Origin of the sequence: Modestobacter sp. VKM Ac-2985, from assembly GCF_026967925.1 — a bacterium.
GTDB lineage: Bacteria > Actinomycetota > Actinomycetes > Mycobacteriales > Geodermatophilaceae > Modestobacter.
Map to the genome: position 1 here is coordinate 38885 of NZ_JAPVBI010000001.1, position 25601 is coordinate 64485.

23 protein-coding genes and 1 riboswitch are annotated in these 25601 nt (G+C 73.4%); of the genes, 14 read left to right on the forward strand and 9 right to left on the reverse strand.

What is annotated here, in order from left to right:
- Positions 1 to 85: 85 nt before the first annotated feature.
- Positions 86 to 1327 carry an MFS transporter gene (locus O2V61_RS00195; RefSeq protein ID WP_269181324.1) on the forward strand — a complete coding sequence of 414 codons (1242 nt, stop codon included), beginning with the start codon at positions 86 to 88 and terminating at the stop codon, positions 1325 to 1327.
- Between the two features lie 3 nt (positions 1328 to 1330).
- On the opposite strand, the gene O2V61_RS00200 is transcribed toward O2V61_RS00195, so the two are convergent.
- Positions 1331 to 1786 carry a GyrI-like domain-containing protein gene (locus O2V61_RS00200; protein WP_269181325.1) on the reverse strand — a complete coding sequence of 152 codons (456 nt, stop codon included), beginning with the start codon at positions 1784 to 1786 and terminating at the stop codon, positions 1331 to 1333.
- 74 nt (positions 1787 to 1860) lie between these two features.
- Positions 1861 to 3210, reverse strand: a complete 1350-nt coding sequence (locus tag O2V61_RS00205; RefSeq protein WP_269181326.1) for a Rieske (2Fe-2S) protein — start codon at positions 3208 to 3210, stop codon at positions 1861 to 1863.
- Positions 3211 to 3378: 168 nt separating this feature from the next.
- Between O2V61_RS00205 and O2V61_RS00210 the strand changes: the two genes are divergently transcribed.
- Positions 3379 to 3753, forward strand: coding sequence for a DUF485 domain-containing protein (locus O2V61_RS00210; RefSeq protein WP_269181327.1), 375 nt, complete (start codon positions 3379 to 3381; stop codon positions 3751 to 3753).
- Positions 3746 to 5359, forward strand: a complete 1614-nt coding sequence (locus tag O2V61_RS00215) for a solute symporter family protein (protein ID WP_269181328.1) — start codon at positions 3746 to 3748, stop codon at positions 5357 to 5359. Before O2V61_RS00210 ends, O2V61_RS00215 begins: the two co-directional genes overlap by 8 nt.
- 77 nt (positions 5360 to 5436) lie before the next feature.
- Here O2V61_RS00215 and O2V61_RS00220 read toward each other — a convergent pair whose 3' ends face one another.
- The 3 genes from O2V61_RS00220 to O2V61_RS00230 all read right to left on the reverse strand — a co-directional run bounded on the left by O2V61_RS00220 (position 5437) and on the right by O2V61_RS00230 (position 7635).
- A complete protein-coding gene (locus tag O2V61_RS00220; protein WP_269181329.1) occupies positions 5437 to 5760 on the reverse strand; it encodes a hypothetical protein in 324 nt (107 codons plus the stop codon).
- Between the two features lie 133 nt (positions 5761 to 5893).
- The gene (locus tag O2V61_RS00225; protein WP_269181330.1) at positions 5894 to 6757 is read right to left on the reverse strand and encodes a manganese catalase family protein; all 864 of its coding nucleotides are present in this window, start codon (positions 6755 to 6757) and stop codon (positions 5894 to 5896) included.
- Positions 6758 to 6921: 164 nt separating this feature from the next.
- Complete coding sequence (locus O2V61_RS00230; RefSeq protein ID WP_269181331.1) at positions 6922 to 7635, reverse strand: sensor histidine kinase; 714 nt, start codon at positions 7633 to 7635, stop codon at positions 6922 to 6924.
- Positions 7636 to 7741: 106 nt separating this feature from the next.
- Here O2V61_RS00230 and O2V61_RS00235 point away from each other — a divergent pair, with 106 nt between their 5' ends.
- From O2V61_RS00235 to O2V61_RS00245, 3 genes are all read left to right on the forward strand, one after another.
- A complete protein-coding gene (locus O2V61_RS00235; RefSeq protein ID WP_269181332.1) occupies positions 7742 to 8398 on the forward strand; it encodes a response regulator in 657 nt (218 codons plus the stop codon).
- A 109-nt stretch (positions 8399 to 8507) separates the two neighbouring features.
- On the forward strand, positions 8508 to 9614 hold the full coding sequence (locus tag O2V61_RS00240) for a hypothetical protein (RefSeq protein WP_269181333.1): 1107 nt from the start codon (positions 8508 to 8510) through the stop codon (positions 9612 to 9614).
- Positions 9611 to 10855, forward strand: a complete 1245-nt coding sequence (locus tag O2V61_RS00245; protein WP_269181334.1) for a glutamate mutase L — start codon at positions 9611 to 9613, stop codon at positions 10853 to 10855. The genes O2V61_RS00240 and O2V61_RS00245 overlap by 4 nt, the downstream gene beginning before the upstream one ends.
- A gap of 14 nt (positions 10856 to 10869) precedes the next feature.
- On the opposite strand, the gene O2V61_RS00250 is transcribed toward O2V61_RS00245, so the two are convergent.
- Positions 10870 to 12339 (reverse strand): PH domain-containing protein, encoded by a 1470-nt coding sequence (locus O2V61_RS00250; protein ID WP_269181335.1) that lies wholly within the window; start codon positions 12337 to 12339, stop codon positions 10870 to 10872.
- Positions 12336 to 12851 carry a PH domain-containing protein gene (locus tag O2V61_RS00255; protein WP_269181336.1) on the reverse strand — a complete coding sequence of 172 codons (516 nt, stop codon included), beginning with the start codon at positions 12849 to 12851 and terminating at the stop codon, positions 12336 to 12338. Before O2V61_RS00255 ends, O2V61_RS00250 begins: the two co-directional genes overlap by 4 nt.
- Positions 12852 to 12907: 56 nt before the next feature.
- On the opposite strand from O2V61_RS00255, the gene O2V61_RS00260 reads away from it, so the two are divergent.
- Positions 12908 to 13267: a rhodanese-like domain-containing protein gene (locus tag O2V61_RS00260; RefSeq protein ID WP_269181337.1), complete on the forward strand. Its 360-nt coding sequence runs from the start codon at positions 12908 to 12910 to the stop codon at positions 13265 to 13267.
- Between the two features lie 19 nt (positions 13268 to 13286).
- Here O2V61_RS00260 and O2V61_RS00265 read toward each other — a convergent pair whose 3' ends face one another.
- The gene (locus tag O2V61_RS00265) at positions 13287 to 14903 is read right to left on the reverse strand and encodes a long-chain fatty acid--CoA ligase (protein ID WP_269181338.1); all 1617 of its coding nucleotides are present in this window, start codon (positions 14901 to 14903) and stop codon (positions 13287 to 13289) included.
- Between the two features lie 249 nt (positions 14904 to 15152).
- Between O2V61_RS00265 and chvE the strand changes: the two genes are divergently transcribed.
- The 7 genes from chvE to araA all read left to right on the forward strand — a co-directional run bounded on the left by chvE (position 15153) and on the right by araA (position 24337).
- A complete protein-coding gene (gene chvE / locus O2V61_RS00270; RefSeq protein ID WP_269181339.1) occupies positions 15153 to 16304 on the forward strand; it encodes a multiple monosaccharide ABC transporter substrate-binding protein in 1152 nt (383 codons plus the stop codon).
- Positions 16305 to 16468: 164 nt separating this feature from the next.
- A complete protein-coding gene (gene mmsA / locus O2V61_RS00275) occupies positions 16469 to 18007 on the forward strand; it encodes a multiple monosaccharide ABC transporter ATP-binding protein (protein ID WP_269181340.1) in 1539 nt (512 codons plus the stop codon).
- Entirely contained in the window at positions 18004 to 19257 is a 1254-nt protein-coding gene (mmsB, locus tag O2V61_RS00280) for a multiple monosaccharide ABC transporter permease (RefSeq protein ID WP_269181341.1), read from the forward strand. Before mmsA ends, mmsB begins: the two co-directional genes overlap by 4 nt.
- A gap of 93 nt (positions 19258 to 19350) precedes the next feature.
- Positions 19351 to 20382 (forward strand): LacI family DNA-binding transcriptional regulator, encoded by a 1032-nt coding sequence (locus O2V61_RS00285; RefSeq protein ID WP_269181342.1) that lies wholly within the window; start codon positions 19351 to 19353, stop codon positions 20380 to 20382.
- 102 nt (positions 20383 to 20484) lie between these two features.
- Positions 20485 to 22137: a xylulokinase gene (locus tag O2V61_RS00290; protein WP_269181343.1), complete on the forward strand. Its 1653-nt coding sequence runs from the start codon at positions 20485 to 20487 to the stop codon at positions 22135 to 22137.
- Positions 22134 to 22817 carry an L-ribulose-5-phosphate 4-epimerase gene (locus tag O2V61_RS00295; protein WP_269181344.1) on the forward strand — a complete coding sequence of 228 codons (684 nt, stop codon included), beginning with the start codon at positions 22134 to 22136 and terminating at the stop codon, positions 22815 to 22817. Before O2V61_RS00290 ends, O2V61_RS00295 begins: the two co-directional genes overlap by 4 nt.
- Positions 22814 to 24337, forward strand: a complete 1524-nt coding sequence (gene araA, locus O2V61_RS00300; RefSeq protein ID WP_269181345.1) for an L-arabinose isomerase — start codon at positions 22814 to 22816, stop codon at positions 24335 to 24337. Before O2V61_RS00295 ends, araA begins: the two co-directional genes overlap by 4 nt.
- A gap of 135 nt (positions 24338 to 24472) precedes the next feature.
- Here araA and O2V61_RS00305 read toward each other — a convergent pair whose 3' ends face one another.
- On the reverse strand, positions 24473 to 25246 hold the full coding sequence (locus O2V61_RS00305) for a LysM peptidoglycan-binding domain-containing protein (RefSeq protein WP_269181346.1): 774 nt from the start codon (positions 25244 to 25246) through the stop codon (positions 24473 to 24475).
- 123 nt (positions 25247 to 25369) lie between these two features.
- A riboswitch (cyclic di-AMP (ydaO/yuaA leader) is annotated at positions 25370 to 25468 on the reverse strand.
- Positions 25469 to 25601 lie beyond the last annotated feature (133 nt).

Here is a 25601-nt window from a genome sequence, read left to right on the forward strand (position 1 = left end):
GGTGAACCGCGTGTCCGCCCCCGGGATGAGCCTCGGGTCGGCGCCCGGCTGCGGGTCGTCCGAGGGCACTGGCAGGGTGCCGGTCGTGTCCTCGCCCCTCGGTCCGGCGTTCTGGCGGCTCTGGTCGTCCAGCGCGGCCTCCAACCTCGCCGACGGGGTGAACCGCGTCGCGCTGCCGTTGCTGGCCGCCACCCTGACCCGCGACCCGGTCGCGATCGCCGGGCTGACGGCGCTGGCCTTCCTGCCCTGGCTGCTGTTCGCGTTGCCGGCCGGTGCCTTCGTCGACCGGACCGATCGCAAGCGCGCGATGGCCGTCGCCAACGTCGTCCGGGCGGTCGCCCTGGCCGCGCTGGCCGCCACCGTGCTCACCGGGACGGTGTCGCTCGTCGTCCTCTACGCCGTGGCCTTTGCGGTGGGGGTCGCCGAGACCGTGTACGACAGCGCGGCCCGGGCGATGCTGCCGCAGGTGGTCCGCCGCGACCAGCTCGACCGCGGCAACGGGCTGCTCACCACCGCCGAGGAGGCCAGCCAGGGCTTCATCGGCGCGCCGCTGGGTTCGGTGCTCTTCGTCCTCGCCGCAGCCGCGCCGCTGCTCACCGCCGCCGGCGGGTTCCTGCTCGCCGCCGTCCTGGTGGTCGGCATCGCCGGCAGCCACCGGCCGGTCCGGGATGCGGGCCCGCGCACGACCATCCGCCGCGACGTCGCCGAGGGCGTGGGCTGGTTGTGGCGGCATCGCTTCCTCCGCGGCCTCACGCTCGTCTCGGCGAGCACGGCCCTCACCTCGGCGATGACCACCGGCGTCTTCGTGCTCTACGCCCTGGACACGCTGGAGATCGGGGAGGCCGGGTTCGGCCTGCTGCTGACCGCCTCCGCGGTGGGCGCGGTGGTCGGCGGGCTGACCGCTGCGCCGCTGGCCCGCCGGATCGGACGCACGGCCACGCTGGTCGCCGGGTGCGTGCTGGCGGCGCTCGCCTTGGGGGGCATGGCCGTCACCGAGAACGGTGTCGTGGCCGGGGTGCTGTTCGCGGCCGGGACGGCGGGCGTGCTGTTCTGGAACGTGCTCACCATGTCGCTGCGCCAGGCGCTCATCCCGGAGGCGCTGTTCGGCCGGGTGCAGGGCGGCTACCGGACGCTGGTCTGGGGCGGCATCCCGCTGGGTGCCCTGGCCGGTGGGCTGCTGGCCGACGCCACCAGCGTGCCCACCGTCTTCGCCGTCTCCGGCGCCGTCCAGCTGGTGCTCGCCGGCGCGCTGTGGTGGCTGCTCGCCGCCCATCGGGAGCTGGTGGCGAACGCCTTCGCCGCGGACGAGGAGCCCGCGCCGGCCTGACGGTCAGGCCGGGCCCGGGACGTCGACGTGCAGGACGTGCGGGCCGCCGCCGTCGGCGTCGTACCCGGTGTCCAGCTTGAGGCCGCCCGAGGTCAGCCCCTGGTCGGCGCACCAGTCGTGCAGCCGGCCGAAGCCCTCCGCGACCTGGACCAGCGGCCCGTCGTGGACCGACCGGGCCCAGCGCCCTGCGGGCAGGACGACGGCGCGCATGCCGGCCGGCACCGCGGTGTCCGCGCCGGTGAGCACCCCGACCGTCTCCCGGTAGCGGCCGCCACCGAGGTGCTCGCTGGCCTCCACGTACCCCGTCGCCGCGGGGTCCGGCAGCTCGGTGGCCCGGCGCAGCAGCGCCTTCCAGGCCATCGGCACCCGGTGCCGCAGCTCCTCGAACGGGGCCTCCAGCTGCACCCCCACCACGCGCAGCTCGGGCAGGTCGGTCAGCTCCGCAGAGATCGTCGTCACGGCGGCGAACCGTAGCGGCTCACGGGACCATCGCACCGGTCCCGCCCCGCGGCCGCCGGCGATGCCCCGCGGGGTCAGGCGGAGGCGCGGCGCTGCAGCAGGTCGGCCTGGTCGACCGCGGTGCAGTCGGCGGTGAAGTCGGCCAGCACCCGGCGGAGGGCCACCCCGAGGAGGTCGGCCCGCACGTGCAGCTCGTCCCGGGGCAGCAGCGGCAGCCCCGTGCTGCCGACCCGGGCCAGCAGCGCCAGGTCCTCGTCGAGCACCACGGTGGCGGTCGCAGCGGCCTCGGCGAGGGCTGCGGCGAGGGCGTCGGGGGACGCCGTGCCCCGGGTCTGCTGCACGAGCACGCAGGTGTGCACCCGGGTCGAGTCGGCGTCCTCGGGCTGCAACAGCCGGACGACCGTGGTGACCAGCCCCGTCCGCAGGTCCTCCTCCCGCCGCACCAGCTGGAACGGGGCCCGGTGGACGGCGGTCACCCGCAGACGGCCCGCCCGCTCCTCCTGCACGCCGGAGAAGCCGCCACGCTCGTACGTCAGCACCGGGACGGCCGGCTCCGGCGCCTCCGGCGTCGGGTGCACCGGGCGACGGGACGTGTCGAGGAAGGCGTCGGCGAGTGCACCGGCCGATGCGGGGCTGCGTACCGGGGGCAGCCAGCCGGACACGGCCTCCCGGGCGGCGGTCTCCGGGACGGCGAGCAGCTCGTCGCGCGGCTCGGCCGGGGCGATCCAGACGACGCCGAGGCGCTCGGCGACTCCCCACGCGGGGGGATCGGCGTCCAGCGCCCCGCCGGCCCGGCGGTGCACCGTCCAGGTGCGGCCCAGCAGCCGGGTCTGCACGTAGCCGCCCTCGCGGAGCTCGGCGGCGAGGGCGACCGGGTGCCACGCGTGCTCGAGCGCGGGGTGCAGGTTGTCCAGGACCGGTCCGTCCGGCGGCGGCAGGTCCGGCACCGGTTCCGGCGAGGGCGCCGTCCCGTTCGTCCGCGGTGGGCGGGCCGCCGGCGTGGGGTCGGGAGCCAGCCACACCCAGCCGTCCCGCTCCTCGACCACCCAGGGAGCGGAGAGGTCCGCCCGCGGCGGTGGGGTGCCCACCGGCCCCAGCGACGGGATCTCCACGCAGCGGCCCTCCGCGTTGAACTGCCAGCCGTGGTAGCTGCACTGCACCCGCCCGTCGACGACGGTGGCGGTGGTCAGCGGCACCAGCCGGTGCGGGCAGCGCGCCGACAACGCGGTCACCTCGGCCCCGGGCCGGGTGCGGAGGACGACGTAGGCCTGCCCGCCGGCGCCCACCTGGAGCGGCGTCGTCCCCACCTCGCTGGATCGGGCGACGGGGAACCACCCGGTGGCAGCCGTGACCCGCCCGTCGGCCCAGGGCGAACCGGTCCGGGAGTCCGGGGTCCGGGAGCTCGTGGTCCTGGAGGAGGCCATGCGTCCATGGCACCAGTCGACCGTTTCCCCGGCGTTGCCCCTGCGTGGACTTCAGGCGTCCGGCGAGACCGTTCCGGTAACTATCGGGACACCTCGACTCCCATTGTGAGTGCCGACACCCTAGGGTGACCGCGATCACCCGACAGGCAACACACAGTGAGGTGCCATGTGACGCCACCGAACGAACGCAAGCTGCTGACCCCAGAGGAGTACCGCGCGGCGCAGGACTCCCCGGAGTTCACCGAGCTGCGTCGCCGGTTCCGCAGCTTCGCCGTCCCGATGACGGTCGCCTTCCTGGTCTGGTACGCGCTGTTCGTCCTGCTCTCCACGTACGCCGGTGACTTCATGTCCACGCAGGTGTTCGGCAACGTCAACCTCGGGATCCTGCTCGGTCTGGGGCAGTTCGTGAGCACGTTCCTGATCACCCAGCTCTACGTGCGGCACGCGAGCAAGAACACCGACCCGATCTCCGACGAGATGCGCACCCGCCTCGAGGCCCACGAGTTCGCCGCCCCCCGGAACGAGGAGACCCCCCGTGGCTGACCTGTTCGCCGCCGAGAGCGCGACCATCGGCGAGCCGGCGATCAACATCTCGATCTTCGGCGCCTTCGTGGTGGTGACGCTGATCATCACCTTCCGGGCCAGCCGGAACAACAAGAGCGCCGCCGACTACTACGCCGCCGGCCGCAACATCACCGGCACCCAGAACGGCCTGGCCATCGCCGGTGACTACCTCTCGGCGGCCTCGTTCCTGGGCATCGCCGGGGCGATCGCCATCTACGGCTACGACGGCTTCCTGTACTCCATCGGCTTCCTCGTCGCCTGGCTGGTGGCGCTGCTGCTGGTCGCCGAGCTGATGCGCAACACGGCCCGGTTCACCATGGCCGACGTGCTGGCCTTCCGGATGCGGCAGGGGCCGGTGCGCACCGCGGCGGCCATCTCCACGCTGTTCGTCTCGCTCTTCTACCTGCTCGCCCAGATGGCCGGTGCCGGTGGTCTGGTCGCCCTGTTGCTCGGGGTGAGCGGCGCCGCGGCCGAGGCGTTGGTCGTGGTCGTCGTCGGTGCGCTGATGATCTTCTACGTGCTGGTCGGCGGCATGCGCGGCACCACCTACGTGCAGATGATCAAGGCCACGCTGCTCATCGCCGGCGCCCTGGTCATGACGATCTGGGTGCTCGCCGAGTACGGCTTCAACCTCTCCTCGCTGCTCGGCGGCGCGGTCGCGTCGGAGGGCCAGCAGGTCCTGGAGCCCGGCGCCCAGTACGGGGTCTCGAACGCCACCCGGCTGGACTTCATCAGCCTCGCGCTGGCCCTGGTGCTCGGCACCGCCGGGCTGCCGCACGTGCTGATGCGCTTCTACACGGTGCCCACCGCCAAGGACGCGCGGAAGTCCGTCGTCTGGGCCATCTGGCTGATCGGCGGCTTCTACCTGTTCAGCCTGGTCATCGGCTACGGCGCCGGCGCCCTGGTGGGCTCCGAGGCGATCCTCGCCGCACCCGGCGGGGTCAACGCGGCGGCGCCGCTGCTGGCCTTCGAGCTCGGCGGCACGGTGCTGCTGGGCATCATCGCCGGCGTCGCCTTCGCCACGATCCTCGCGGTCGTGGCCGGGCTGACCATCACGGCGTCGGCGTCCTTCGCCCACGACGTCTACGCCTCGGTGCTGAAGAAGGGCCAGGGCGACCCGAACGCGGAGGTCCGGGTCGCCCGGATCACCGCCGTCGTCATCGGCGCGGTCTCCATCGGCCTGGGCATCCTGGCGCTGCAGGCCGGGATCAACATCGCCTTCCTGGTGGCCCTGGCCTTCGCGGTGGCGGCCTCGGCCAACCTGCCGACGATCCTCTACACGCTCTTCTGGAAGAACTTCACCACCCAGGGCGCGCTGTGGTCGATCTACGGCGGGCTGATCGTCTGCATCGGTCTGATCATCTTCTCGCCGGTCGTGTCCGGGTCGGAGACGGCGATGTTCTCCAACTTCGACATCGCGTGGTTCCCGCTGCGGAACCCGGGCCTGGTCTCCATCCCGCTGTCGTTCTTCCTCGGCTGGCTGGGCACGAAGGTCTCCAAGGAGAAGCCGGACGTCGACAAGTACGCCGAGCTCGAGGTCCGGTCGCTGACCGGCATCGGTGCCGAGAAGGCCGTCGCCCACTGAGGGCCTGAGCTGAGCAGGTCCTGAAGGCGCGAGGCGCGTCCCCGGTGGGGGCGCGCCTCGCGTCGTCCCCGGGTGTCTCAGGCGGCGGCCGGGGCGGTGACCGGCTCCTCCCGCGCTGCCTCGGGCAGGACGGCGTCGACGGTGACCGTCGCGGCGCTGACCGCACCGGCGGCGGAACGGCGCCGACGGACGACGGAGCGGCTGACCAGCCCGGCCAGCACCACGCAACCGGCGACCACGTGCTCACCGGGGGCGAGGAGGGCGACGACGATCGCCGCGGCGTAGACCACCGAGAGCAGCACCGTGGCGACGGGGAGCCGCCCGGCCAGGTGCAGGTCCGGCAGGTGGGGCAGGGACAGCCGGGGCAGGGAGAGGTGGGGGGTGGGGACGGGCAGGTGCACGGCGTACCTCCAGCGAGTGCTCGGGCGCCCGCCGGGCCGGCGTCCCGGGTCCGCGGGGGAGCGGAGCCGGGGCGCCGGCACGGCGACGGCGCAGCGGGCGTGCCCCCGGTGGCGGATCACAGGGGGCGACGCCTCACTTGAGGGCGTCCTTGGCCTTCTGGAGGATCCCCTGCATCGGCACCGGCGGGGTGCCGTACAGGCGCGGGTCGCCCGGCGGCAGGATCGGTGCGTCGGCGTTCGCCGCGATCGGCCGGGCGGTCAGCTGGTTGTCGGTGCCGTCCAGCGCCGGCCCGTTGGCCCAGCGGCCGTTGGCCGCATCGGGGCCGTCAGAGGCGTCGAGGAACGCGTAGGCGAACTCCGGCAGCTCCTCGTCCAGCGGGAACGCCTCCGGGACCGGGATCCCGTCCAGGCCGTCCGCCTTGAGCTCCTCCATGGCCGCCAGCCACTGCTGCTGGTGCATGTGGTCGCGGGTGATCAGGAAGCGGAGCAGGTCCTTGACGCCCGGGTCGTCGGTCATGTTCCAGAGTCGGCTCACCTGCAGCCGGCCCTGCATCTCGGCGGTGGCGTTGTAGGAGAAGTCCGCGTAGAGGTTGCCGCTGGCGGTGACGTAGGCGCCGGTCCAGGGGTTGCCCATGCTGTCCATGTAGGACGCGCCGCCGCCGTTGGCGATGGCGTGCTGCGGGTTGAGCTGGCCGTAGCCGGCGGCGGCCTCCTTGGTGCGGTCCGCGGCGTCCGGCTTGAGCGGCATGTGGTCCAGCAGCCGGTCGATCATCGTGACGATCATCTCGACGTGCGCCAGCTCCTCGGTGCCGATGGCCAGCAGCATGTCCTTGTACTTGCCGGGCAGGCGACAGTTCCAGCCCTGCAGCAGGTACTGGGTGGCGACGGTCATCTCACCCCACTGGCCGCCCAGCACCTCCTGCATCTTGCGGGCGAAGTCGGCGTCGGGGCCGTCGGGCTTGGCCTCGAACTGGAGTGCGTGGGTGTGCGTGAACACGGGCGTTCTCCCTCTGCGTCGGTCGCTGTCGCCGCCCTCGCGGTGACACCAGACAGATGCCCCCTCCCGGTGTCACCCCCGTGCCGTCCGCTGGCCCCCAGGGGCCGACCTGGGAGAGCACTCCCTCGTGCCGGGCCCGAGGGAGTGCTCTCGAGTGGCGCCCGTCAGCGATCGGGCAGGCGGACCCACAGCGTGAAGGCGCCGTCGGTGCCCCGGGACCACGCCAGCCGCCCGCCGAGCTCGTGGGTCTGCCGTTGCACCGACCACAGCCCCAGCCCGCTGAGGTCGACCGGTGGCGTCAGCTGGTTGAGGTGCCCGAGCACCTGATCGGCCGGCACCCCGAGCTGGGTCACGGCGAGGTCGACCCAGCCGTTCCGTCGGTCGGCGCGCAGCCGGACCGGTTGGCCCCGGCCGTGCCGGTGGGCGTTCTCCAGCAGGTTGGTCAGGATCCGCTGAACGCGGGCGTCGGCGACGGTCACGTCGGCGGCGTCGTCACCGAACTCGACCCGGAGCTGGTGGTCGGGCAGGCCAGAGGCGGCGACGGAGGCACGGACGACGTCGACGAGCCCGCGGGTGCACGCCCGCTCGGTCGCCCCACCGGTGGCCTGCGCGGTGCGCAGCATCGAGGCCAGGTGCTGGGCCTGGGCGCGGGCGAGGTCGAGCAGCTCCGGCCGGCGCTCGTCGTCCTCCAGCCGGTTCAGCGCCGCCTCCAGCGCGGCCAGCGGGCTGCGCATGTCGTGGCACAGCGCCCGCACCAGCGCGTCCCCGGTGCTCACCGGCTCAGCGGCGGGCCGGGGGAGGTGGCTGCGCACCACGCGCAGCAGGTCGGTGAGCAGTCCGGGCAGCGTCGCAGGGTGTGTGTCGGCAGCGAGGGTCACGGGCACCTCCGGGAGTGCGGACGGTCAGCCACGCCGGGCGCAGTCGACCTGTGGGAGTGACGTGGAGGGACTCGACGTCGGTGCCGCTGCTGAGCACCGTCCCCCCGTGGACGTGGTGGTGATCGACGACCACCCGTTGTTCAGCCGGGGGCTGGAGCTGCTGCTGCCCCCGGAGAGCAATGGGCGGGTGCGGGTCGTGGGGACGACGGACGACGCCTCGGCGGGGGCCGCGCTGGTGCGCAGGCACCACGCCGACGTGGCGGTGGTCGACCTGCACATGCCGCCGCCCGGCGGTACCCGCGCCATCGCGGCCATCCGGCGCACCGAGCCGATGACCCGGGTCGTGGCGCTGTCCGGGCTGGCCGAGGCCGACGCGGCCCTGGAGGCGCTGCGGGCCGGGGCGAGCGCCTTCCTGCCGAAGACCGCCAGCCCGGAGGCGCTGGTCCGCCCGCTGCTCGCCGTCCTCGACGGGTGGTCGGTGATCCCCGAGTCGCTGCTGCGCCAGCTGCTGGACGACGCGGCGCCCACCGCGGACCAGGGCATCGCCGCGCAGCTGTCCGCCGACGACCGCCGGCTCTGGCGGCTGGTGGCCGCCGGCACCAGCACCGTCGACATCGCCACGACGCTGCACGTCTCCGAGCGCACCGTGAAGCGGCTGGTGGCCAACCTGCTCCGCCAGTTGCGGGTCTCCACCCGGGTGGAGGCGGCCGCGCTCGCCGGGCGGGTCGGGCTCGAGGCGACCGGATCCGGCACGGGACGCTGAGTGGTGCATCGGGACGTGCATCACGCCCTCGGCTACCCGGAGCGTCGCGCCGCACCCGCGGACCGGGCAGTTCCGGTTTGCCGTGGCGCGTCGTGGCTAGGGTCCGCCCATGCCTGCACGGATCGTCCTGCTCGGGGCCACCGGCCACACCGGCGGCCGGACGGCGGCCGCCCTGGCCGCCCGCGGCGCGCGCCCGGTGCTCGCCGGGCGTGACCCCGCCCGGCTCGCCACCCTCGCCGACCGGCTCGGCGGTGCGGCCGGGCCGCTGGAGACCGCGGCCGCCGACGTCACCGACGAGGGATCGGTGCGCGCGCTGCTCGGTGCGGGCGACGTGCTGGTCACCACGGTGGGGCCGTTCCAGCGGTTGGGGGAGGCCGCCGTCGCCGCGGCCGCCGACGCCGGGGCGGTCTACCTGGACTCGACGGGCGAACCGCCCTTCCTGCGCCGGGTGTTCGAGGAGTTCGGGCCGCGGGCGCAGGCCTCGGGCGCGGTGCTGCTGACCGCCTTCGGCCACGACTACGTGCCCGGGGTGCTGGCCGGCGCGCTGGCCCTGGCCGAGGCCGGCGACCGGGCGCACCGGCTGGACGTCGGCTACGGCCTGGACGGCGGCGGGGGGCAGGGCTTCTCCCGCGGCACGCTGGTCTCGCTGATCGGGGTGCTGCTGGAGCCGGGGCACGCCTGGCGCGGGGGCCGGCTGGTCGAGGAGCCCGCCGGGGCGCGGGACTGGCGGTTCGACGTGGCCGGTCGCACCCGCCGGGGCCTGTCGGTGGGCGGCTCGGAGCACCTGACGCTGCCGGACCTGTCGCCGTCCCTGCGGGAGGTCGGCGTGTACCTGGCCTGGTTCGGCGCGGCGACGCCGGTCGCCCACCGGCTCGCGCCGCTGGCCCCGCTGCTGGGCCGGGTGCCGGGAGCCACGGCGCGGGTGGAGCAGCTCGCCGACCTGGTCGGGCGCCGGTTCGCCGACGCGCCGACTGCCGAGGGGGAGACCCGCACCCATGTCGTCGCCGAGGTGCGCGACCGGTCGGGGGAGCGGGTCGCCCGGGTGCGGCTCCGCGGCGGCGACCCCTACGGGATGACCGCGGACCTGCTCGCCTGGGGTGCGGTCCGGGCCGCCGACGGCGGGGTCCACGGCGCCGGCGCCCTCGGGCCGGTGCAGGCCTTCGGGCTGGACGAGCTCACCGCGGGGGCGGCGACCGCCGGGCTGCGACCGGCGTGACCCTGCTCGCCTGCGTCGACATCGGCTCCACCTGGACCAAGGCGGCGCTGGTCGAGCCGGCCAGCGGGCGGCTGGTCGACACACGCCAGGCGCCGACGACGCCGGGGGACGTGGTGGGCGGCGTCCTGGCCGCGACGGAGGGGTGGGACGCGCCGGTGCGCGCCTGTTCCAGCGCCGGGGGTGGCCTGCGGCTGGCGGTCGTCGGCTACGAGGAGCTGATCAGCGCGGAGGCCGGGCACCGGGCCGCCCTCTCCGCCGGGGCCCGGGTGGTGCACGTGGCCGCGGGCCGGCTGGACGCCGCGGCGCTCGGGCGGCTGGCCGCCGCCACCCCGGACGTCGTCCTGCTGGTCGGCGGCACGGACGGCGGCGACGCCACCGTGCTGCGGCACAACGCCGCCGCCCTGACCGGGACGGAGCGGTCCGTCCCGGTGGTGGTGGCCGGCAACGTAGCCGTCCGGGCGGAGGTCTGCGCCGTCCTGGCGGCGGCAGGCGCCCCGGTCACCCCGGCCGACAACGTGCTCCCCGACATCGGTCGGCTGGCCCCGGAGTCGGCCCGCGCGGCGATCCGCGACGTCTTCCTGACCCACGTGATCGGCGGGGCCCGGCTGTCGGCGGACCCGCGGCTGCGCCGGTGGGTGCGGGCGGTCACGCCGGACGCGGTGCTGGACGGCGTGGCGGTCCTGGCCGAGCTGCGGGCCGCCGCCGAGGCCCCGGGTGTGCTGGTGCTGGACGTCGGCGGGGCCACGACCGACGTGTACTGCGTGCCGGCCGTCGACGCCGAGCAGGCGTCGCTGCACCGCGCCGCGGTCGGGGTGCCGGCCCGGCGGCGCACCGTGGAGGGTGACCTGGGGGTGCACGCCAGCGCCGACGCGCTGCGGCAGGCGGCCGGGGACGAGGGGCTGTCCGCGCCCGGGGACGACCCGCTGGCCCTCGGCGAGGTCGCGGCGGTGGTGGCGCTGCGCCGGCACCTGCGGGCCGAGGCGGCCTACGGCCCCGGCGGCGCGAGTGCGCGCGGGGTGGGGCTGGTGGTGCTCTCCGGCGGTGTCTTCCGGCATGCGGCGCCGGCGGCAACGGCCGCGGTGGTCCAGCGGGTGGCGGCCGACCGCGGTGGGGCCGGCGGGGTGCTGGCCGGCGCGCGGGTGGTCGTCGACCGGCGGTACGTGCTGGCTGCGGCCGGCCTGCTCGCCAGGGACGCACCCGCGGCAGCGTCCGGGCTGCTCAGCGGCCTGGTCGCGGACTGACGAGGGAGCCCGGGTCAGCCGTACGGCGTGAGGGTGGCCGCCCAGGCACCGGACGCGGCCTGGGCGAACTCAGGGGCCTCGGCGGCGGCCATGTCCCGCACGGTGTAGCCCCCGCTGCCGGCGCCGACGCACGCCAGCACGGTCACCAGCCCGGCCCGGCGCTGGGTCAGGGACTGCCGCACCTGCCACCCCACCACGGCGCGGTCCTGCAGCACGGTGTGGCTGCGCACCAGCCACCCCGAGCGCATCGCGAACGACCGCGGGCCCGCCACGTGCCCGAGCGCGTTGTAGCGGGCCAGGCCGAGCGGGACGCCGAGCAGCACGAGGACGCCCCCGGCGGCCAGCATCGGCCACCAGCCCGTCATCGCCACGAGCACCCCGCCCGCGGCCGCCACCAGCAGCCCGGGTGTGGTGCCCCGCGCGATGCTCCGCCGACGGGCGGCCGGGGGGTGCCGGTGCAGCGGACCGGGGTGGTCGACGAGCTCGGCGGAGAGTGCGCGGGCCAGCTCCACCGGTCCGAGCGGCAGCACCTGGCCTCGTCGCGTCGCGTCTCCGAGTCCGGTGACCAGGGCGCTGACCCGGGCCGCGCCGACCAGCCGCATGCCCAGCCCCTCGCTGATGGTGCAGCCCCGGATCCGGTCGATGTCCAGCTCGGTGTGCCGGCGGGTGACCAGGCCGCGGACGGCGACGAGCGCACCACCGCGCCGGAGCAGCCGGAACCGCCAGTTCACCAGGGCGCTGCCGAGGATCGACCCCAGGATCAGCAGGAGCAGTGCGCCCACCACCAGCCGGACCACGATCCGGGTGTCGGAGACGTCCGGCGACCAGAACTCCGGCCGGAACTGCTCGGGCAGCTCCTCGGCGGCCCGGAGCAGCGCGCCGCCGGCGGCCAGCGGCACCGCCAGGTAGCTGCCCACCAGCGGGGCGTAGACCAGCCAGCGGTAGTCGAAGCGGAGCAGCTCCTCCTCCGGCTCGGCGGCGGCGTGCCGGCCGCCCTCCGCGAGGTCCTGTGCCGAGGCTGCGTGGGTGAGCAGCCGGTGGCGCAGCCGGTCGCCCTCGGCGCGGGTGACCCCGTCGATGACCAGCTCCTCCTCGCTGGTCACCGAGCCCGCCGCCGCGTCGATCCGCACCCGGACGAGCCCGAGCAGCCGGTGCAGCACCGGCGCCTCGACCTCGACCCCGCGGATCCGGTCGTTGGGCACGGTGCGCGCCGACCGGGAGAGCAGCCCGCGGGTGACGACGACGGCGGAGTCCCCGTCGGTGTAGCTGAACCGCCACCAGCTGATCGCCGCGCCCAGCAGCGAGAGCACGGTGATCCCGACGACCAGCGCGACCACCGTGCCCAGGCCGTTGCCGAGGCCGCGGGTGACCCCGAGGGCCAGCACCGCCGGCACCAGGGCCCGCGCTTGGCGGAAGGTCACGGTGTGCAGCAGCAGCACCCACGGCGACGTCCGCCGTCCCGGCGCCTCCGGTGCGCCGGTCACGTGGCCTCGTCGTGCACGAGCTCCGCCCGCCGCGCGAGGTCCTCGGCCACCCGCCGGGCCAGGTCCACCTCCAGGTGCGGCACCCGGACGGTGCCCTGGGAGGACGCCGTCAGCACCGCGACGGTCGCCAGGCCGAACAGCTGCTGGAACACCCCGCGGTTGACGTCGACGGTCTGGATCCGGGAGATGGGCACCAGGGTCCAGGTGCGGGTCAGCCAGCCGGTGAGCGTGTAGACCGCCTCGGCGGTGACCTCCCAGCGGTGCACCCGGTACCGCAGCCGGGGGCGGATCCCGATCGCGACCACGGCGTAGACCAGCACGAAGGCCGGGCCCAGCCAGCGCAGCAGGGGGACGGCCCAGCCGGCGTCGGCGGGCACGAAGACGATCGCGGCCGCCACGATCACCGCGTACACGACCGTGCCGAGGACCGCCTGCGTCACCCAGAGCCCGATCGCGGCGCGGGACAGCGACCAGGCGGGTTCCCGGACGGGGGCGGGCGGGGAGGCGGACATCGGGCCCATCCTCCCAGTGCCGAGCCGGCGAGGGACCGCACCGCCGGTGGCGCGCTGTGCTGCGTGCCACGATGGACGGCGTGATGATGCCCCAGCAGGTCCCGACCGTGCCCGCCGCCGAGGTGCCCGACGACGCCGTCGTGCTGGACGTGCGTGAGGACGACGAGTGGTCCGCCGGGCACGTCGAGGGCGCGACGCACATCCCGATGGGCGACGTCCCGGCCCGGCTCGGCGAGGTGCCCGAGGGCGACCCGCTGTACGTCACCTGCCGCAGCGGCGGGCGCTCGGCGCGGGTGACCGCCTGGCTGAACCAGAACGGCTACGACGCGGTGAACGTCGGCGGCGGGATGGGCGAGTGGGACGCGGCCGGCCGGCCGATGGTGAGCGAGACCGGCCGCCCGCCCTACGTGGTCTGAGCGGACCCCGGGTCCTGGCTCAGTCGCGCACGGGGTAGTCCGCGAAGCGGGCGCGCAGGTCCTTCTTGGAGAACTTGCCGACGCTGGTCTTGGGCACCTCGTCGATGAACTCCACCGCCTCGGGCATCCACCACTTGGCGACCAGGGGCCGCAGGTGCTCCAGGATCTCCCCCTCCGTCGCCGTCTGGCCCTCGTTGAGGACGACGCACGCCAGCGGCCGCTCGTCCCACTTCGGGTGCGGGATGCCGACGACGGCGGCCTCCTTCACCGCCGGGTGGCTCATGATGGCGTTCTCCAGGTCGACCGAGGAGATCCACTCGCCACCGGACTTGATCAGGTCCTTGGTGCGGTCGGCGATCCGGATGTTGCCGAACTCGTCCAGCGCGGCGACGTCCCCGGTCCTCATCCAGCCGTCGGGGGTGGTCAGCTCCACGCCGGCGTCGGGCTCGTAGTACTCCTTCGCGCACCACGGGCCGCGGACCTGGAGCTCACCGGTGGCCTTGTCGTCCCAGGGCTGCTCCTCGAGGGTGTCCGCGTCGACGATCCGGGCCTGCACGCCGAACAGCGGCAGGCCGGCCCGGGCTCGCCGCTCGGCCTTGGTGCCCTCGTCGGCGTCCGCCCAGCGGGTCGACAGCGTGCCGCCGGAGGCGACCGGGTGGGTCTCGGTCATGCCCCACGCCTGGTAGATCGGCAGGCCGACCTGTTCGCGGTAGGCCTCCGACAGCGCCTTCGGGACGGCGGAACCACCGCAGCCGATCTTGCGCAGCCGGTGCGGGCGCCCGGCCAGGTGCGGCAGCATGCCCTGCCAGATCGTGGGCACGCCGGCGGTGAAGGTGACCCCCTCGTCGACGATCAGGTCGGCCAGCGCCTGCGGCTGCATCACCGCCCCGGGGAAGACCATCGCCGCGCCGGCGGCGGGGGCGGCCTGCGCGATGCCCCACGCGTTGGCGTGGAACATCGGGACGACGGGCATCGCGACGTCCTCGACCCCGATGCCGAAGCCGTTGGGGGAGACCACGGCCATGGTGTGCAGCACCGTGGACCGGTGGGAGTAGACGACGCCCTTCGGGTTGCCCGTCGTGCCGCTGGTGTAGCACATGGAGGCGGCCGCGTTCTCGTCCGTGGTGGCGAACTCGACCGGGTCGGCGTCGGCCAGCAGCGCCTCGTAGTCGAGCACCCGCGGGTCGTCGGGGATCTCGTTGTCGCCGCCGTCGTCCATCACCACCACGTGGCGGACGGTCGTCATCGTGTCGATCAGCGGCCACAGCAGGGGCAGCACGGTGCGGTCGACGAAGACGACCTCGTCCTCGGCGTGGTTGGCGATGTAGGTCAGCTGCTCGGGGAAGAGGCGCACGTTGAGGGTGTGCAGCACCCGTCCGGTGCAGGGGGCGGCGAAGTAGAGCTCCAGGTGGCGGGCGGAGTTCCAGGCGAACGTGCCCACCCGGCCGTCGGCGCTGATCCCCAGGGTGTCCAGCACGCCGCCGAGGCGCCGGGTGCGCTGCGCCCACTCGGCGTAGGTGGTGCGCACCTTGCCGCTGGGGTTGTTGGTGACGATCGGGACGTCGCCGTGGTGCTGCTCGGCGTGCCGGAAGATCGTGTCGATGGTCAGGGGGACGTCCTGCATCAGCCCACGCATGGCCGCATGGTGCCAGTGACCGGGCTCACGTTCCACCCGTCGACGACGCCCGATCGCCCCCGGATGGGGGAGTCGGGTCCCCCGTCCGTGACGGCTCGGCGCCGGATGAACGGGCCGTTACGCGACCGTGACGATCAACTTGGGCCGACGGGCTTGACGGACCGGGGTTGTTAGCGCTCACACTGTGTCAGCCCGCAGCGGCGGGCCTGCGCCATGAGGGGGCAGATGTCTCGAAGGAGAGATGTGGCAGTGAACAAGAAGCTCGGTCTGACCGCCCTGGGCGCCTCGCTGGCGCTCACCCTTGCCGCCTGTGGTGGCGAGGGCGCCGGCAGCAACACCAACACCGCGGACGCCGACCCGTCGGACCTCAGCATCGGCGTCTCGATGCCGACCGAGACCTCCGAGCGGTGGATCGCCGACGGTGAGAACGTCGAGTCCCAGCTCGAAGAGGCCGGGTACACCGTCGACCTGCAGTTCGCCGGCGACGACATCCCGACCCAGGCGCAGCAGATCGACCAGATGATCGTCGAGGGCGCCGATGCGCTCATCGTCGCCGCCATCGACGGCACCGCGCTCAGCTCCCAGCTGCAGGCCGCCGCTGACCAGGGCATCCCGGTGATCAGCTACGACCGGCTGATCCGGGAGACGGAGAACGTCGACTTCTACGTCAGCTTCGACAACTTCCGGGTCGGCGAGGCGCAGGGCACCGCCCTGCTGACCGGCCTGGGCGTCACCGACGAAGAGGGCAACCCGACCGGCGTCACCGGGCCGTTCAACATCGAGCTGTTCGCCGGCTCGCTGGACGACAACAACGCCGGCTTCTTCTTCGACGGTGCCATGTCGGTGATCCAGCCCTACATCGACAACGGCACGCTGGTCGTCAAGTCCGGCCAGACGAGCATCGAGCAGGCCGCCACGCTGCGCTGGTCGCAGGAGACGGCCCAGCGGCGCATGGAGGACCTGCTGACCTCCAGCTACAACGACGGCTCGGTCGTCAACGGCGTCCTGTCGCCCTACGACGGCATCTCCCGCGGCATCATCACCGCCCTGCAGAACGCCGGCTACGGCCCGACGCAGGACGCGCAGCCCCGGCCGATGCCGGCGATCACCGGGCAGGACGCCGAGATCGCCTCCGTCAAGCTCATCGCCGACGGTGTCCAGGACTCCACGATCTTCAAGGACACCCGGCTGCTGGCCGAGCAGGCCGTCGCCGCCGCGACCGCCTACCTCGAGGAGGAGGAGCCGGAGGCGAACGACACCGAGACCTACGACAACGGTGTCAAGGTCGTCCCGGCCTACCTGCTCCCGGTCGAGACGGTCTACCAGGACGACATCGAGTCCGTCTTGATCGAGTCGGAGTACTACACGGCCGAAGAGGTCGCCGCCGGTCAGTCGGACTGACGTCCGGCCCCCAGTCCCGGCCGGGTCCGGCAGCGTGCTGCCGGACCCGGCCGGTTCCACCCCACCTGCCGGATCCCGGCGCCGGGGTGGCCGCAACCCCACACCCCGAGTGACCTGTCACTCGGCCCATCCATCCCTTGTGAGTGACGAGGACGACGGAGTCCATGGACGACAACATCCTGGAGATGCGCTCCATCACCAAGACCTTCCCCGGCGTCAAGGCGCTGGAGGACGTCTCGCTGACCGTGCGCCGCGGCGAGGTCCACGCGATCTGCGGTGAGAACGGCGCCGGCAAGTCCACGCTGATGAAGGTGCTCTCCGGGGTCTACCCGGCCGGGACCTACGACGGCGAGATCGTCTTCGACGGCGACGTCTGCCGGTTCTCCGGCATCCGCGACAGCGAGCACGTGGGGATCGCGATCATCCACCAGGAGCTCGCGCTGGTGCCCTACCTCTCGATCGCCGAGAACATCTTCCTGGGCAACGAGCGCCGTGGCCGTGGCGGCCTGATCAACTGGCACAAGGTCAACGCCGAGGCCAGCGAGCTGCTCGAGTCCGTGGGCCTGCGCGAGAAGGCGATCACCCCCGTCGGGCAGCTCGGCGTCGGCAAACAGCAGCTCGTCGAGATCGCGAAGGCGCTCTCCAAGGACGTGAAGCTGCTCATCCTGGACGAGCCCACCGCAGCGCTCAACGACACCGACTCGGCGCACCTGCTCGGTCTGATCCGCAAGCTGCAGGAGCGCGGGATCACCTCGATCATCATCTCGCACAAGCTGAACGAGATCACCGCGATCGCCGACAACGTGACGATCATCCGGGACGGGCAGACCGTCGAGACGCTGAGCCTGCACGCCGGCGAGGTCACCCAGGAGCGGATCATCCGCGGCATGGTCGGCCGCGACCTGGAGTCCTACTACCCCGAGCGCGAGTCGCACCCGGGCGAGGAGGTCCTCCGCGTCGAGGACTGGACGGTCAAGCACCCGACCCAGGAGCGACTGGTGGTCGACCACGCCAGCTTCTCCGTGCGGGCCGGCGAGGTCGTCGGCATCGCCGGGCTGATGGGTGCCGGGCGCACCGAGCTCGCGATGAGCATCTTCGGCCGCTCCTATGGCAGGCACGTCTCCGGGCAGGTCTTCATGCACGGCAAGGAGGTGAAGACCCGCAACGTCAGCGAGGCGATCGACAAGGGCATCGCCTACGCGACCGAGGACCGCAAGAAGTACGGCCTCAACCTGATCGAGGACATCCGGCGCAACGTCTCCGCCGCCGGGCTCGGCAAGCTGTCCCGTCGCGGCTGGGTCAACGGCAACGAGGAGACCAAGGTCGCCGAGGCCAGCCGGAAGAGCATGAACATCAAGGCACCCAGTGTGTCCTCGATCGTGGGCAAGCTCTCCGGTGGCAACCAGCAGAAGGTCGTCCTGTCCAAGTGGCTCTACACGGACCCGGACGTGCTCATCCTCGACGAGCCCACCCGCGGCATCGACGTGGGCGCCAAGTACGAGATCTACACGATCATCAACGACCTCGTGGCGGCCGGGAAGGCCGTCGTCGTCATCTCGTCCGAGCTGCCCGAACTGCTCGGCACCTGCGACCGCGTCTACACGCTGTCCGCCGGCCAGATCACCGGTGAGGTGCCGGTGCGTGAGGCCACCCAGGAGAGCCTGATGGCGCTCATGACCAAGGAGAGGGAGCTCGCAGCATGACCAGGACCGTTCCCCCAGAGGCGGGCCAGACCCCGACGAACGCCGACTTCAAGCCCACCCAGGGTGGGCAGAGCGGCTCGGGCCACATCCGCGAGCTCCTCCGCAGCAACCTGCGGACCAGCGGCATCTACGTCGCCTTCGTGGCGATCGTCGCCCTCTTCGCCTTCCTGACCGACGGCACCCTGCTCAGCGCGGGGAACGTCACCAACCTGGTGCTGCAGTACTCCTACATCCTGGTGCTGGCCATCGGCATGGTCATCGTGATCATCGCCGGGCACATCGACCTCTCCGTGGGTTCGGTGGTCGCGCTCACCGGTGCGGTCTCCGCCGTGCTGGTCATCCAGCAGGGGTGGCCGTGGTGGGGCGGTGCGCTGGCGGCGATCGCCGTCGGGCTCGCCGTCGGCGCCTGGCACGGGTTCTGGGTCGCCTACGTCGGCATCCCGGCGTTCATCGTGACCCTGGCCGGCATGCTGCTGTTCCGCGGGCTGACCCTCCAGGTGCTGGACAACGTCTCGCTGTCGCCGTTCCCGCCGGAGTACCGCGACGTGGCCAGCGGCTTCCTCAACGGCCTGCTCGGCGGCAACGGCTACGACGCGTTCACCCTGCTGATCGGTGCGGTGGCGGTGGCCGGTTACGCGGTGAGCGGCTGGCGCTCCCGCTCGGCACGGGCCCGCTACGGGCAGCCGGTCGAGTCGATGGCCCTCTTCATCGCCAAGGTCGTCGCCGTCGGTGTCGTCGTGATGGCCTTCGCCTGGCAGCTGGCCAACGCCCGCGGCCTGCCGATCGTGCTGATCATCCTCGGCGTGCTGGCGATCACCTACAGCCTGATCACCAAGAACACCGTGTTCGGGCGCCAGGTCTACGCGATCGGCGGCAACCTGTCGGCGGCGACCCTGTCCGGTGTCAAGGTGCGGGCCGTCAACTTCTGGATCTTCGTCAACATGGGCTTCCTGGCCGCGGTGGCCGGGATCATCTACTCCTCCCGCTCCAACGGTGCACAGCCGGCGGCCGGGGAGATGTTCGAGCTGGACGCCATCGCCGCCGCCTTCATCGGTGGTGCGGCGGTCACCGGCGGTGTCGGCACCGTGGTCGGGGCCATGGTCGGTGGTCTGATCATGGCGGTCATGAGCAACGGCATGTCGCTGCTGGGCGTCGACCAGTCGATCCAGTCGGTCGTCAAGGGCCTCGTGCTGCTGCTGGCCGTCGCCTTCGACGTGTACAACAAGCGGCGCGCCGGCGCCTCCCGCTGACCTAGGTCGCGGAGCCACCAAGTCGAGGGCGGCACCGGCGCCGTCCTCATCTCGAGGACGGCATCGGCGCCGCCCTCTGCTGAAGGGGGAACCGTGCTGACCGATGGAGCGCCGCGCGCGTTGGCGCTGTCCGACGTAGCCCTGCACGCCGGCGTCTCGCACCAGACGGTGTCGCGAGTCGTGAACGGGCACCCGAACGTGGCGCCGGCGACCAGGGAACGCGTCCAGCGGGCCATCGCCGAGCTCGGCTACCGGCCGAACGCGGCAGCCCGCGCCCTGGTCACCGGCTCGACCCGCTCGTTCGGGCTGGTGATCTCGCACATCAACCAGTACGGGCCCGCGCAGACGCTGCTCGGCCTGGAGAAGGCGGCCCGCGCGGCCGGCTACTCCCTCCGTGTCGCCATCCTCGACGACGACAGCGAAGCGGCGATGCGCGAGGCGGTCGACCGCTTCGTGGCCCAGTCCGTCGACGCGGTGGTCGCTCTCTCCACCTACGGCCAGGCGGTGGATGCGTTGCGGCGGTTCGATGCGCCGGTGCCGCTGATCGCCGTGCAGGTGGGCCGGGACGAGTCGCGGCCCACGGTGTGGGTGGCGCAGGAGGTGGGGGCCGAGGTGGCCACCCGCCACCTGCTCGAGCTCGGGCACCGCACGGTGCACCACGTCACCGGGCCACCGGACTCGCTGGAGTCCCACGGGCGCGTGATCGGCTGGCGCCGTGCCCTGGAGGACGCCGGCGCGCCCGTGCCCGAACCGCTGCACGGGGACTGGTGGGCGTCCTCGGGGCACGCGGCCGGCCGGGCGCTCGCCGCGCGGGTGCGGGCCGGGCAGGAGGACGTCACCGCGGTGTTCGTGGCCAACGACCAGATGGCGCTGGGCCTGCTCAGCGCCCTGGCCGACGAGGGGCTGTCGGTGCCCGGGGACATCAGCGTGGTCGGCTTCGACGACGTGCCCGAGTGCGGGTACTTCAGCCCGCCGCTCACCACGGTGCGGCAGGACTTCGCCGAGCTGGGCCGCCGGGGTGTGGAGCTGGTGCTGGCCCGGCTGCGCGGCGAACCGTTGGAGTCCCAGCCGGTGCTGCCGCAGCTGATCGTGCGGCGGTCGACCGGCCCGGCCCGGCCCGTTTGACTGAGGCTTTGTTAACGCTAACAATCGACCACCGTGTCGCCTCGGCAGCTGTCCGGCTCGCTGCCACCAGGCCCGGCACGGTGGGCGGAAAGGGCTCCTGACATGACGATGGACGCAGGCACCGCGATCTCCTCCGGTCGCACGGCCCTGGGGATCGAGTTCGGCTCGACCCGGATCAAGGCGGTGCTGATCGGCCCGGACCACGCGCCGCTCGCCGTCGGCAGCCACGACTGGGAGAACCAGCTGGTCGACGGGCTCTGGACGTACTCCCTGGGTGACGTGTGGTCCGGGGTGCAGCAGAGCGTCGCGGCCCTGACCGAGGACGTGCGGCGGCGCCACGGGGTGGAGCTGGCCGGAGTGGGTGCGCTCGGCGTGTCCGCGATGATGCACGGCTACCTGGCCTTCGACGCCGACGGTGAGCTGCTGACGCCGTTCCGCACCTGGCGGAACACCAACACGGGGCGGGCCACCGAGCGGCTCAGCGCGGAGCTCGGGGTCAACATCCCGCACCGCTGGAGCGTCGCGCACCTCTACCAGGCGATCCTGGACCGGGAGGACCACCTCCCCCGGCTGGACCACCTGACGACCCTGGCCGGGTACGTGCACTGGCAGCTCACCGGCGAGAAGGTCCTGGGCGTCGGGGACGCCAGCGGCATGTTCCCGGTCGACGCCGGCGGCGGCTACGACGCCACGATGCTGGCCCGCTTCGACGAGCTGGCGGCCGAGGCAGGGGTCGAGCTGACCCTGGCCGGGCTGCTGCCCGCCGTCGCCCGCGCCGGCGAGTCCGCCGGCACCCTCACCGAGGCGGGCGCGAGGCTCCTCGACCCGTCCGGGCGGCTGCGCGCCGGCGTCCCGCTCTGCCCGCCGGAGGGCGACGCGGGGACGGGCATGGTGGCCACGAACTCGGTCGCTCCGCGCACCGGGAACGTCTCCGCCGGGACGTCGGTCTTCGCCATGGTCGTGCTCGAGGGCGCGCTCTCCCGGGCCCACCGCGAGCTGGACCTGGTGACGACGCCGGCCGGTGACCCGGTGGCGATGGTGCACTGCAACAACGGCGCCAGTGAGCTGGACGCCTGGGCCGGGCTGTTCACCGAGTTCGCCCGGGCGCTGGGGTCGCCGGCCGGTACGTCCGAGGTCTTCCAGGCGCTGTTCACCGCCGCCCTGGACGGCGCGAGCGACTGCGGCGGGATGCTCGCCTACAACTACCTCTCCGGTGAGCCGATCACCGACTTCGAGGAGGGCCGGCCGCTCTTCCTCCGCTCGCCGGACAGCCCGCTGGACCTCGGCACCTTCATGCGGACGCACCTGTTCTCCTCCCTGGCGACGCTCCGGATCGGCATGGACGTGCTGCAGAAGGCCGAGGGCGTGCGGCTGGACCGGATGTTCGCCCACGGCGGCATGTTCAAGACCGAGGGCGTGGCGCAGCGCTTCCTGGCGGCCGCGATCGACACCCCCGTCGCTGTCGGCGACGTCGCTGCCGAAGGCGGCGCCTGGGGGATCGCCGTCCTGGCTGCCTTCGCCGCCGGTCGCGCCCCGGAGCAGAGCTTGGCGGAGTACCTGGACACCGAGGTCTTCGCCGGCGCGAGCCTGACGACCGCCGAACCCGACCCCGCCGACGTCGCGGGCTTCGACGCCTTCATGGCGCGGTACGTGGCCGCCCTCCCGGTCGAGCGGGCCGCCGTGGAGCACGTGGCCGTCGGCGACCGGCAGACCGACCCGACCCCGACCGCCACCACCGAGGAGCAGCCGGCATGACCGCCACCCCGACCCGCACCGAGCAGGGGACGTTGCGCGCGCAGCGCGAGCACGTCGCCCACCTGCACTCCTACCTCACCCGCTACGAGCTGGTCACCTGGACCTCGGGCAACGTGTCCGAGCGGGTGCCCGGCGAGGACCTGTTCGTCATCAAGGGCAGCGGCGTCGAGTACGACGAGCTGACCTGGGAGGGCATCACCGTCTGCGACCTGGACGGCAACGCCGTCGACGGCGTCAAGGCGCCGTCCTCGGACACCGACGCGCACGCCTACGTCTACCGGAACATGCCCGAGGTCAACGGCCAGGTGCACACGCACAGCACCTACGCCGCGGCCTGGGCGGCGCGGCAGGAGGAGATCCCCTGCGTGCTCACGGCGATGGCCGACGAGTTCGGCGGGCCGATCCCGGTGGGCCCGTTCGCGCTGATCGGCGACGACTCGATCGGCCAGGGCATCGTCGCCACGCTGCAGGGGCACCGTTCGCCGGCGGTGCTGATGAAGAACCACGGCGTCTTCACCATCGGGGCCTCGGCGAAGGCGGCGGTCAAGGCCGCCGTCATGACCGAGGACGTCGCCCGCACCGTGCACCTCTCCCGGCAGCTCGGTGAGCCGGTCCCGATCGCGCAGGCGGACATCGACTCGCTGTACGCGCGCTACCAGAACGTCTACGGACAACGATGAGCACGAAGGAGCAGCAGGTGGCATTCGAGGGTTCGGAGATCTGGTTCCTCACCGGCAGCCAGGGGCTGTACGGCGAGGAGACCCTCCAGCAGGTCGCCGAGCAGTCGCAGCGGGTCGCCGCGATGCTGGACGGCGCCGACGCGGTGCCGGTCCGGGTCGTCTGGAAGCCGGTGCTCACCGACGCCGGCGCCATCCGCCGGATGATGGGGGAGGCGAACGAGGACCCGAACTGCCTCGGCGTCATCACCTGGATGCACACCTTCTCCCCGGCGAAGATGTGGATCTCCGGGCTGGACGCGCTGCGCAAGCCGCTGCTCCACCTGCACACCCAGGCCGACGCCGCCCTGCCGTGGGCGACGATCGACATGGACTTCATGAACCTCAACCAGGCCGCCCACGGCGACCGGGAGTACGGGTTCATGCTCACCCGGCTGCGCACCCCGCGGACCACCGTCTCCGGGTACGCGGGCAACCCCCGGGTGCAGACCCGGGTGGGCTCGTGGGCCCGCGCTGCCGCCGGTGCCGCCGCCGCCCGCGGCCTGAAGCTGGCCCGGTTCGGCGACAACATGCGGAACGTCGCGGTCACCGAGGGCGACAAGGTCGAGGCGGAGATCCGCTTCGGCATGTCGGTGAACACCTGGGGCGTCAACGACCTGGTCGAGGTCGTCGAGCGCGTGGGTGACTCCGCCGTCGACGCGGTCATCGCCGAGTACGGCGACCTGTACGAGATGGACGCCGACCTGCGTCCCGGCGGTGCTCGGCACGAGAGCGTGCGCTACCAGGCCCGGGTCGAGGTGGCGCTGCGCCAGTTCCTCACCGAGGGCGGCTTCGGTGCCTTCACCACCAACTTCGAGGACCTCGGCGGGCTGCGCCAGCTCCCGGGCCTGGCCGTGCAGCGGCTGATGGCCGACGGCTACGGCTTCGGCGGCGAGGGCGACTGGAAGACCTCGGCGCTGCTGCGGGTGCTCAAGGTCGCCGGCCAGGGCCTGCCCGGTGGCACCTCCTTCATGGAGGACTACACCTACGACCTGGCCGCGGAGACCCCGAAGATCCTCGGTGCCCACATGCTCGAGGTGTGCCCGACGATCGCCGGGGACAAGCCGCGGCTGGAGGTGCACCCGCTGGGCATCGGCGGCCGCGAGGACCCGGCGCGGCTGGTGTTCACCGCCGCCCCCGCCGCGGGCATCACGGTGGGCTGGTGCGACCTGGGCGACCGGTTCCGCTGGGTGGCCAACGAGATCGACGTCGTCGACCCGTCCGAGCCGCTGCCGAACCTGCCGGTGGCGCGGGCGGTCTGGGAGCCCCGGCCGGACTTCGAGACGGCGACCGAGGGCTGGCTGACCGCCGGCGGGCCGCACCACACGGTGCTGTCCACCCAGCTGGGTGCCGACGAGCTGACCGACCTGGCCGAGGTCTTCGACACCGAGCTGGTGCTCATCGACGCCGACACCACCCGGCGCAGCCTGGCCAAGGAGCTCCGCTGGAGCGCCGCCTACCACCGGCTCAACCAGCGCCTCTGAGGGACGGACTCTGACGCACGACGACGCCCCGGCCGGTTGCCCGGCCGGGGCGTCGTCGTCAGCAGGTCCGCATCGCCCGGACCGGCGGGGTGGGTCAGCGCGCAGCCGCGCCGACCCACCCGCGCCGTGCGTCGATCAGTACCAGTTGTGGGCCTGGGAGTGCGCCCACGCGGCACACGGGGTGCCGTAGCGGTCGGTGATGTAGTCCAGGCCCCAGGTGATCTGGGTGGCCGGGTTGGTGAGCCAGTCCGGGCCGGCCGCGGCCATCTTCGAACCGGGCAGCGCCTGCGGGATGCCGTAGGCGCTGGAGTTCGGGTTGTCGGCCGTGGGGTTCCAGTTGCTCTCCTTGGTCCACAGGCTGTCCAGGCAGGTGAACTCGCCGGCTCCCCAGCCGCGCTCGGCGACCATGGTCCGGCCGATGCTGCGGGGGTCACCGGTGGCGGTCCGGTCGGCGCTGCGGCTGGCGGCCTGATCGACCGGGCGGCTGGGTGCCGGGGCCGCCGGCGCGGCCGGGGCCACCCCGCCGCCGAGGGTGAGGCTCTGCCCGACGCGGAGCACGTTCGGGTCGCCGCCGATGGTGCCGCGGTTGGCGGCGTGGAGCGCCTGCCAGGTGGTGCCGTGCGCCGCGGCGATCTTGCCGAGGGTGTCGCCGGGGCGCACGACGTAGGTGCCGGTCGCCGCCGCGGGCGCGGCCGCCGGTGCAGCCGCCGGGGCAGAGCCGCCGCCGATGGTCAGCACCTGGCCGACGCGCAGCACGTTCGGGTTGCTGCCGATCGTGTCGCGGTTGGCGGCGTGGATGTCCTGCCAGGTGGTGCCGTGGCTGCCGGCCAGCTTGCTGAGGGTGTCCCCGGGGCTGACGGTGTGGCTGCCGGTGTGGGCCTGGGCCGGTGCGATGACCCCGAAGGACATCGCTGCAGCTGCCGCGACGACCATGGCCGGCCGCGCCGCAGATGCGAGGGCGGAACGACCGGTGGAGCGGTCGCGCCGTGCCGTGAAGCGATTGAGCATGGGTGTGTGTGCCTCTCGCCGCCTGCGGAGTTAGCTGTCGGGTTCGGGCGAGAGCTGCCCGGCCGCGCGATGCGGCTTCACCCCAAGGCCCGGAGGCCTGGTCCTGCGAGGTGGGTCCCCCGCGCCTGCCCGTGGTCTCGTGACGTCCGGGCGACGGTGGGCAGGTTCGGCGGTGCCGTCGTCCGGAGCCCACCGTGTGGCGGACGGATCAACGGTAGGCAGGCCATCGGCCCGAGCAGCCGGTCGCCGGAAAGCT

What these genes read in the sequence shown, in the direction of transcription:
- O2V61_RS00205 (WP_269181326.1), bottom strand. Translation starts at nt 3,210, where the DNA reads ATGGCCTCCTCCAGGACCACGAGCTCCCGGACCCCGGACTCCCGGACC.
- O2V61_RS00240 (WP_269181333.1), top strand. Translation starts at nt 8,508, where the DNA reads ATGCCTGCACGGATCGTCCTGCTCGGGGCCACCGGCCACACCGGCGGC.
- O2V61_RS00255 (WP_269181336.1), bottom strand. Translation starts at nt 12,851, where the DNA reads ATGTCCGCCTCCCCGCCCGCCCCCGTCCGGGAACCCGCCTGGTCGCTG.
- O2V61_RS00265 (WP_269181338.1), bottom strand. Translation starts at nt 14,903, where the DNA reads ATGCGTGGGCTGATGCAGGACGTCCCCCTGACCATCGACACGATCTTC.
- mmsA (WP_269181340.1), top strand. Translation starts at nt 16,469, where the DNA reads ATGGACGACAACATCCTGGAGATGCGCTCCATCACCAAGACCTTCCCC.
- mmsB (WP_269181341.1), top strand. Translation starts at nt 18,004, where the DNA reads ATGACCAGGACCGTTCCCCCAGAGGCGGGCCAGACCCCGACGAACGCC.
- O2V61_RS00290 (WP_269181343.1), top strand. Translation starts at nt 20,485, where the DNA reads ATGACGATGGACGCAGGCACCGCGATCTCCTCCGGTCGCACGGCCCTG.
- O2V61_RS00295 (WP_269181344.1), top strand. Translation starts at nt 22,134, where the DNA reads ATGACCGCCACCCCGACCCGCACCGAGCAGGGGACGTTGCGCGCGCAG.
- araA (WP_269181345.1), top strand. Translation starts at nt 22,814, where the DNA reads ATGAGCACGAAGGAGCAGCAGGTGGCATTCGAGGGTTCGGAGATCTGG.
- O2V61_RS00305 (WP_269181346.1), bottom strand. Translation starts at nt 25,246, where the DNA reads ATGTCCTTCGGGGTCATCGCACCGGCCCAGGCCCACACCGGCAGCCAC.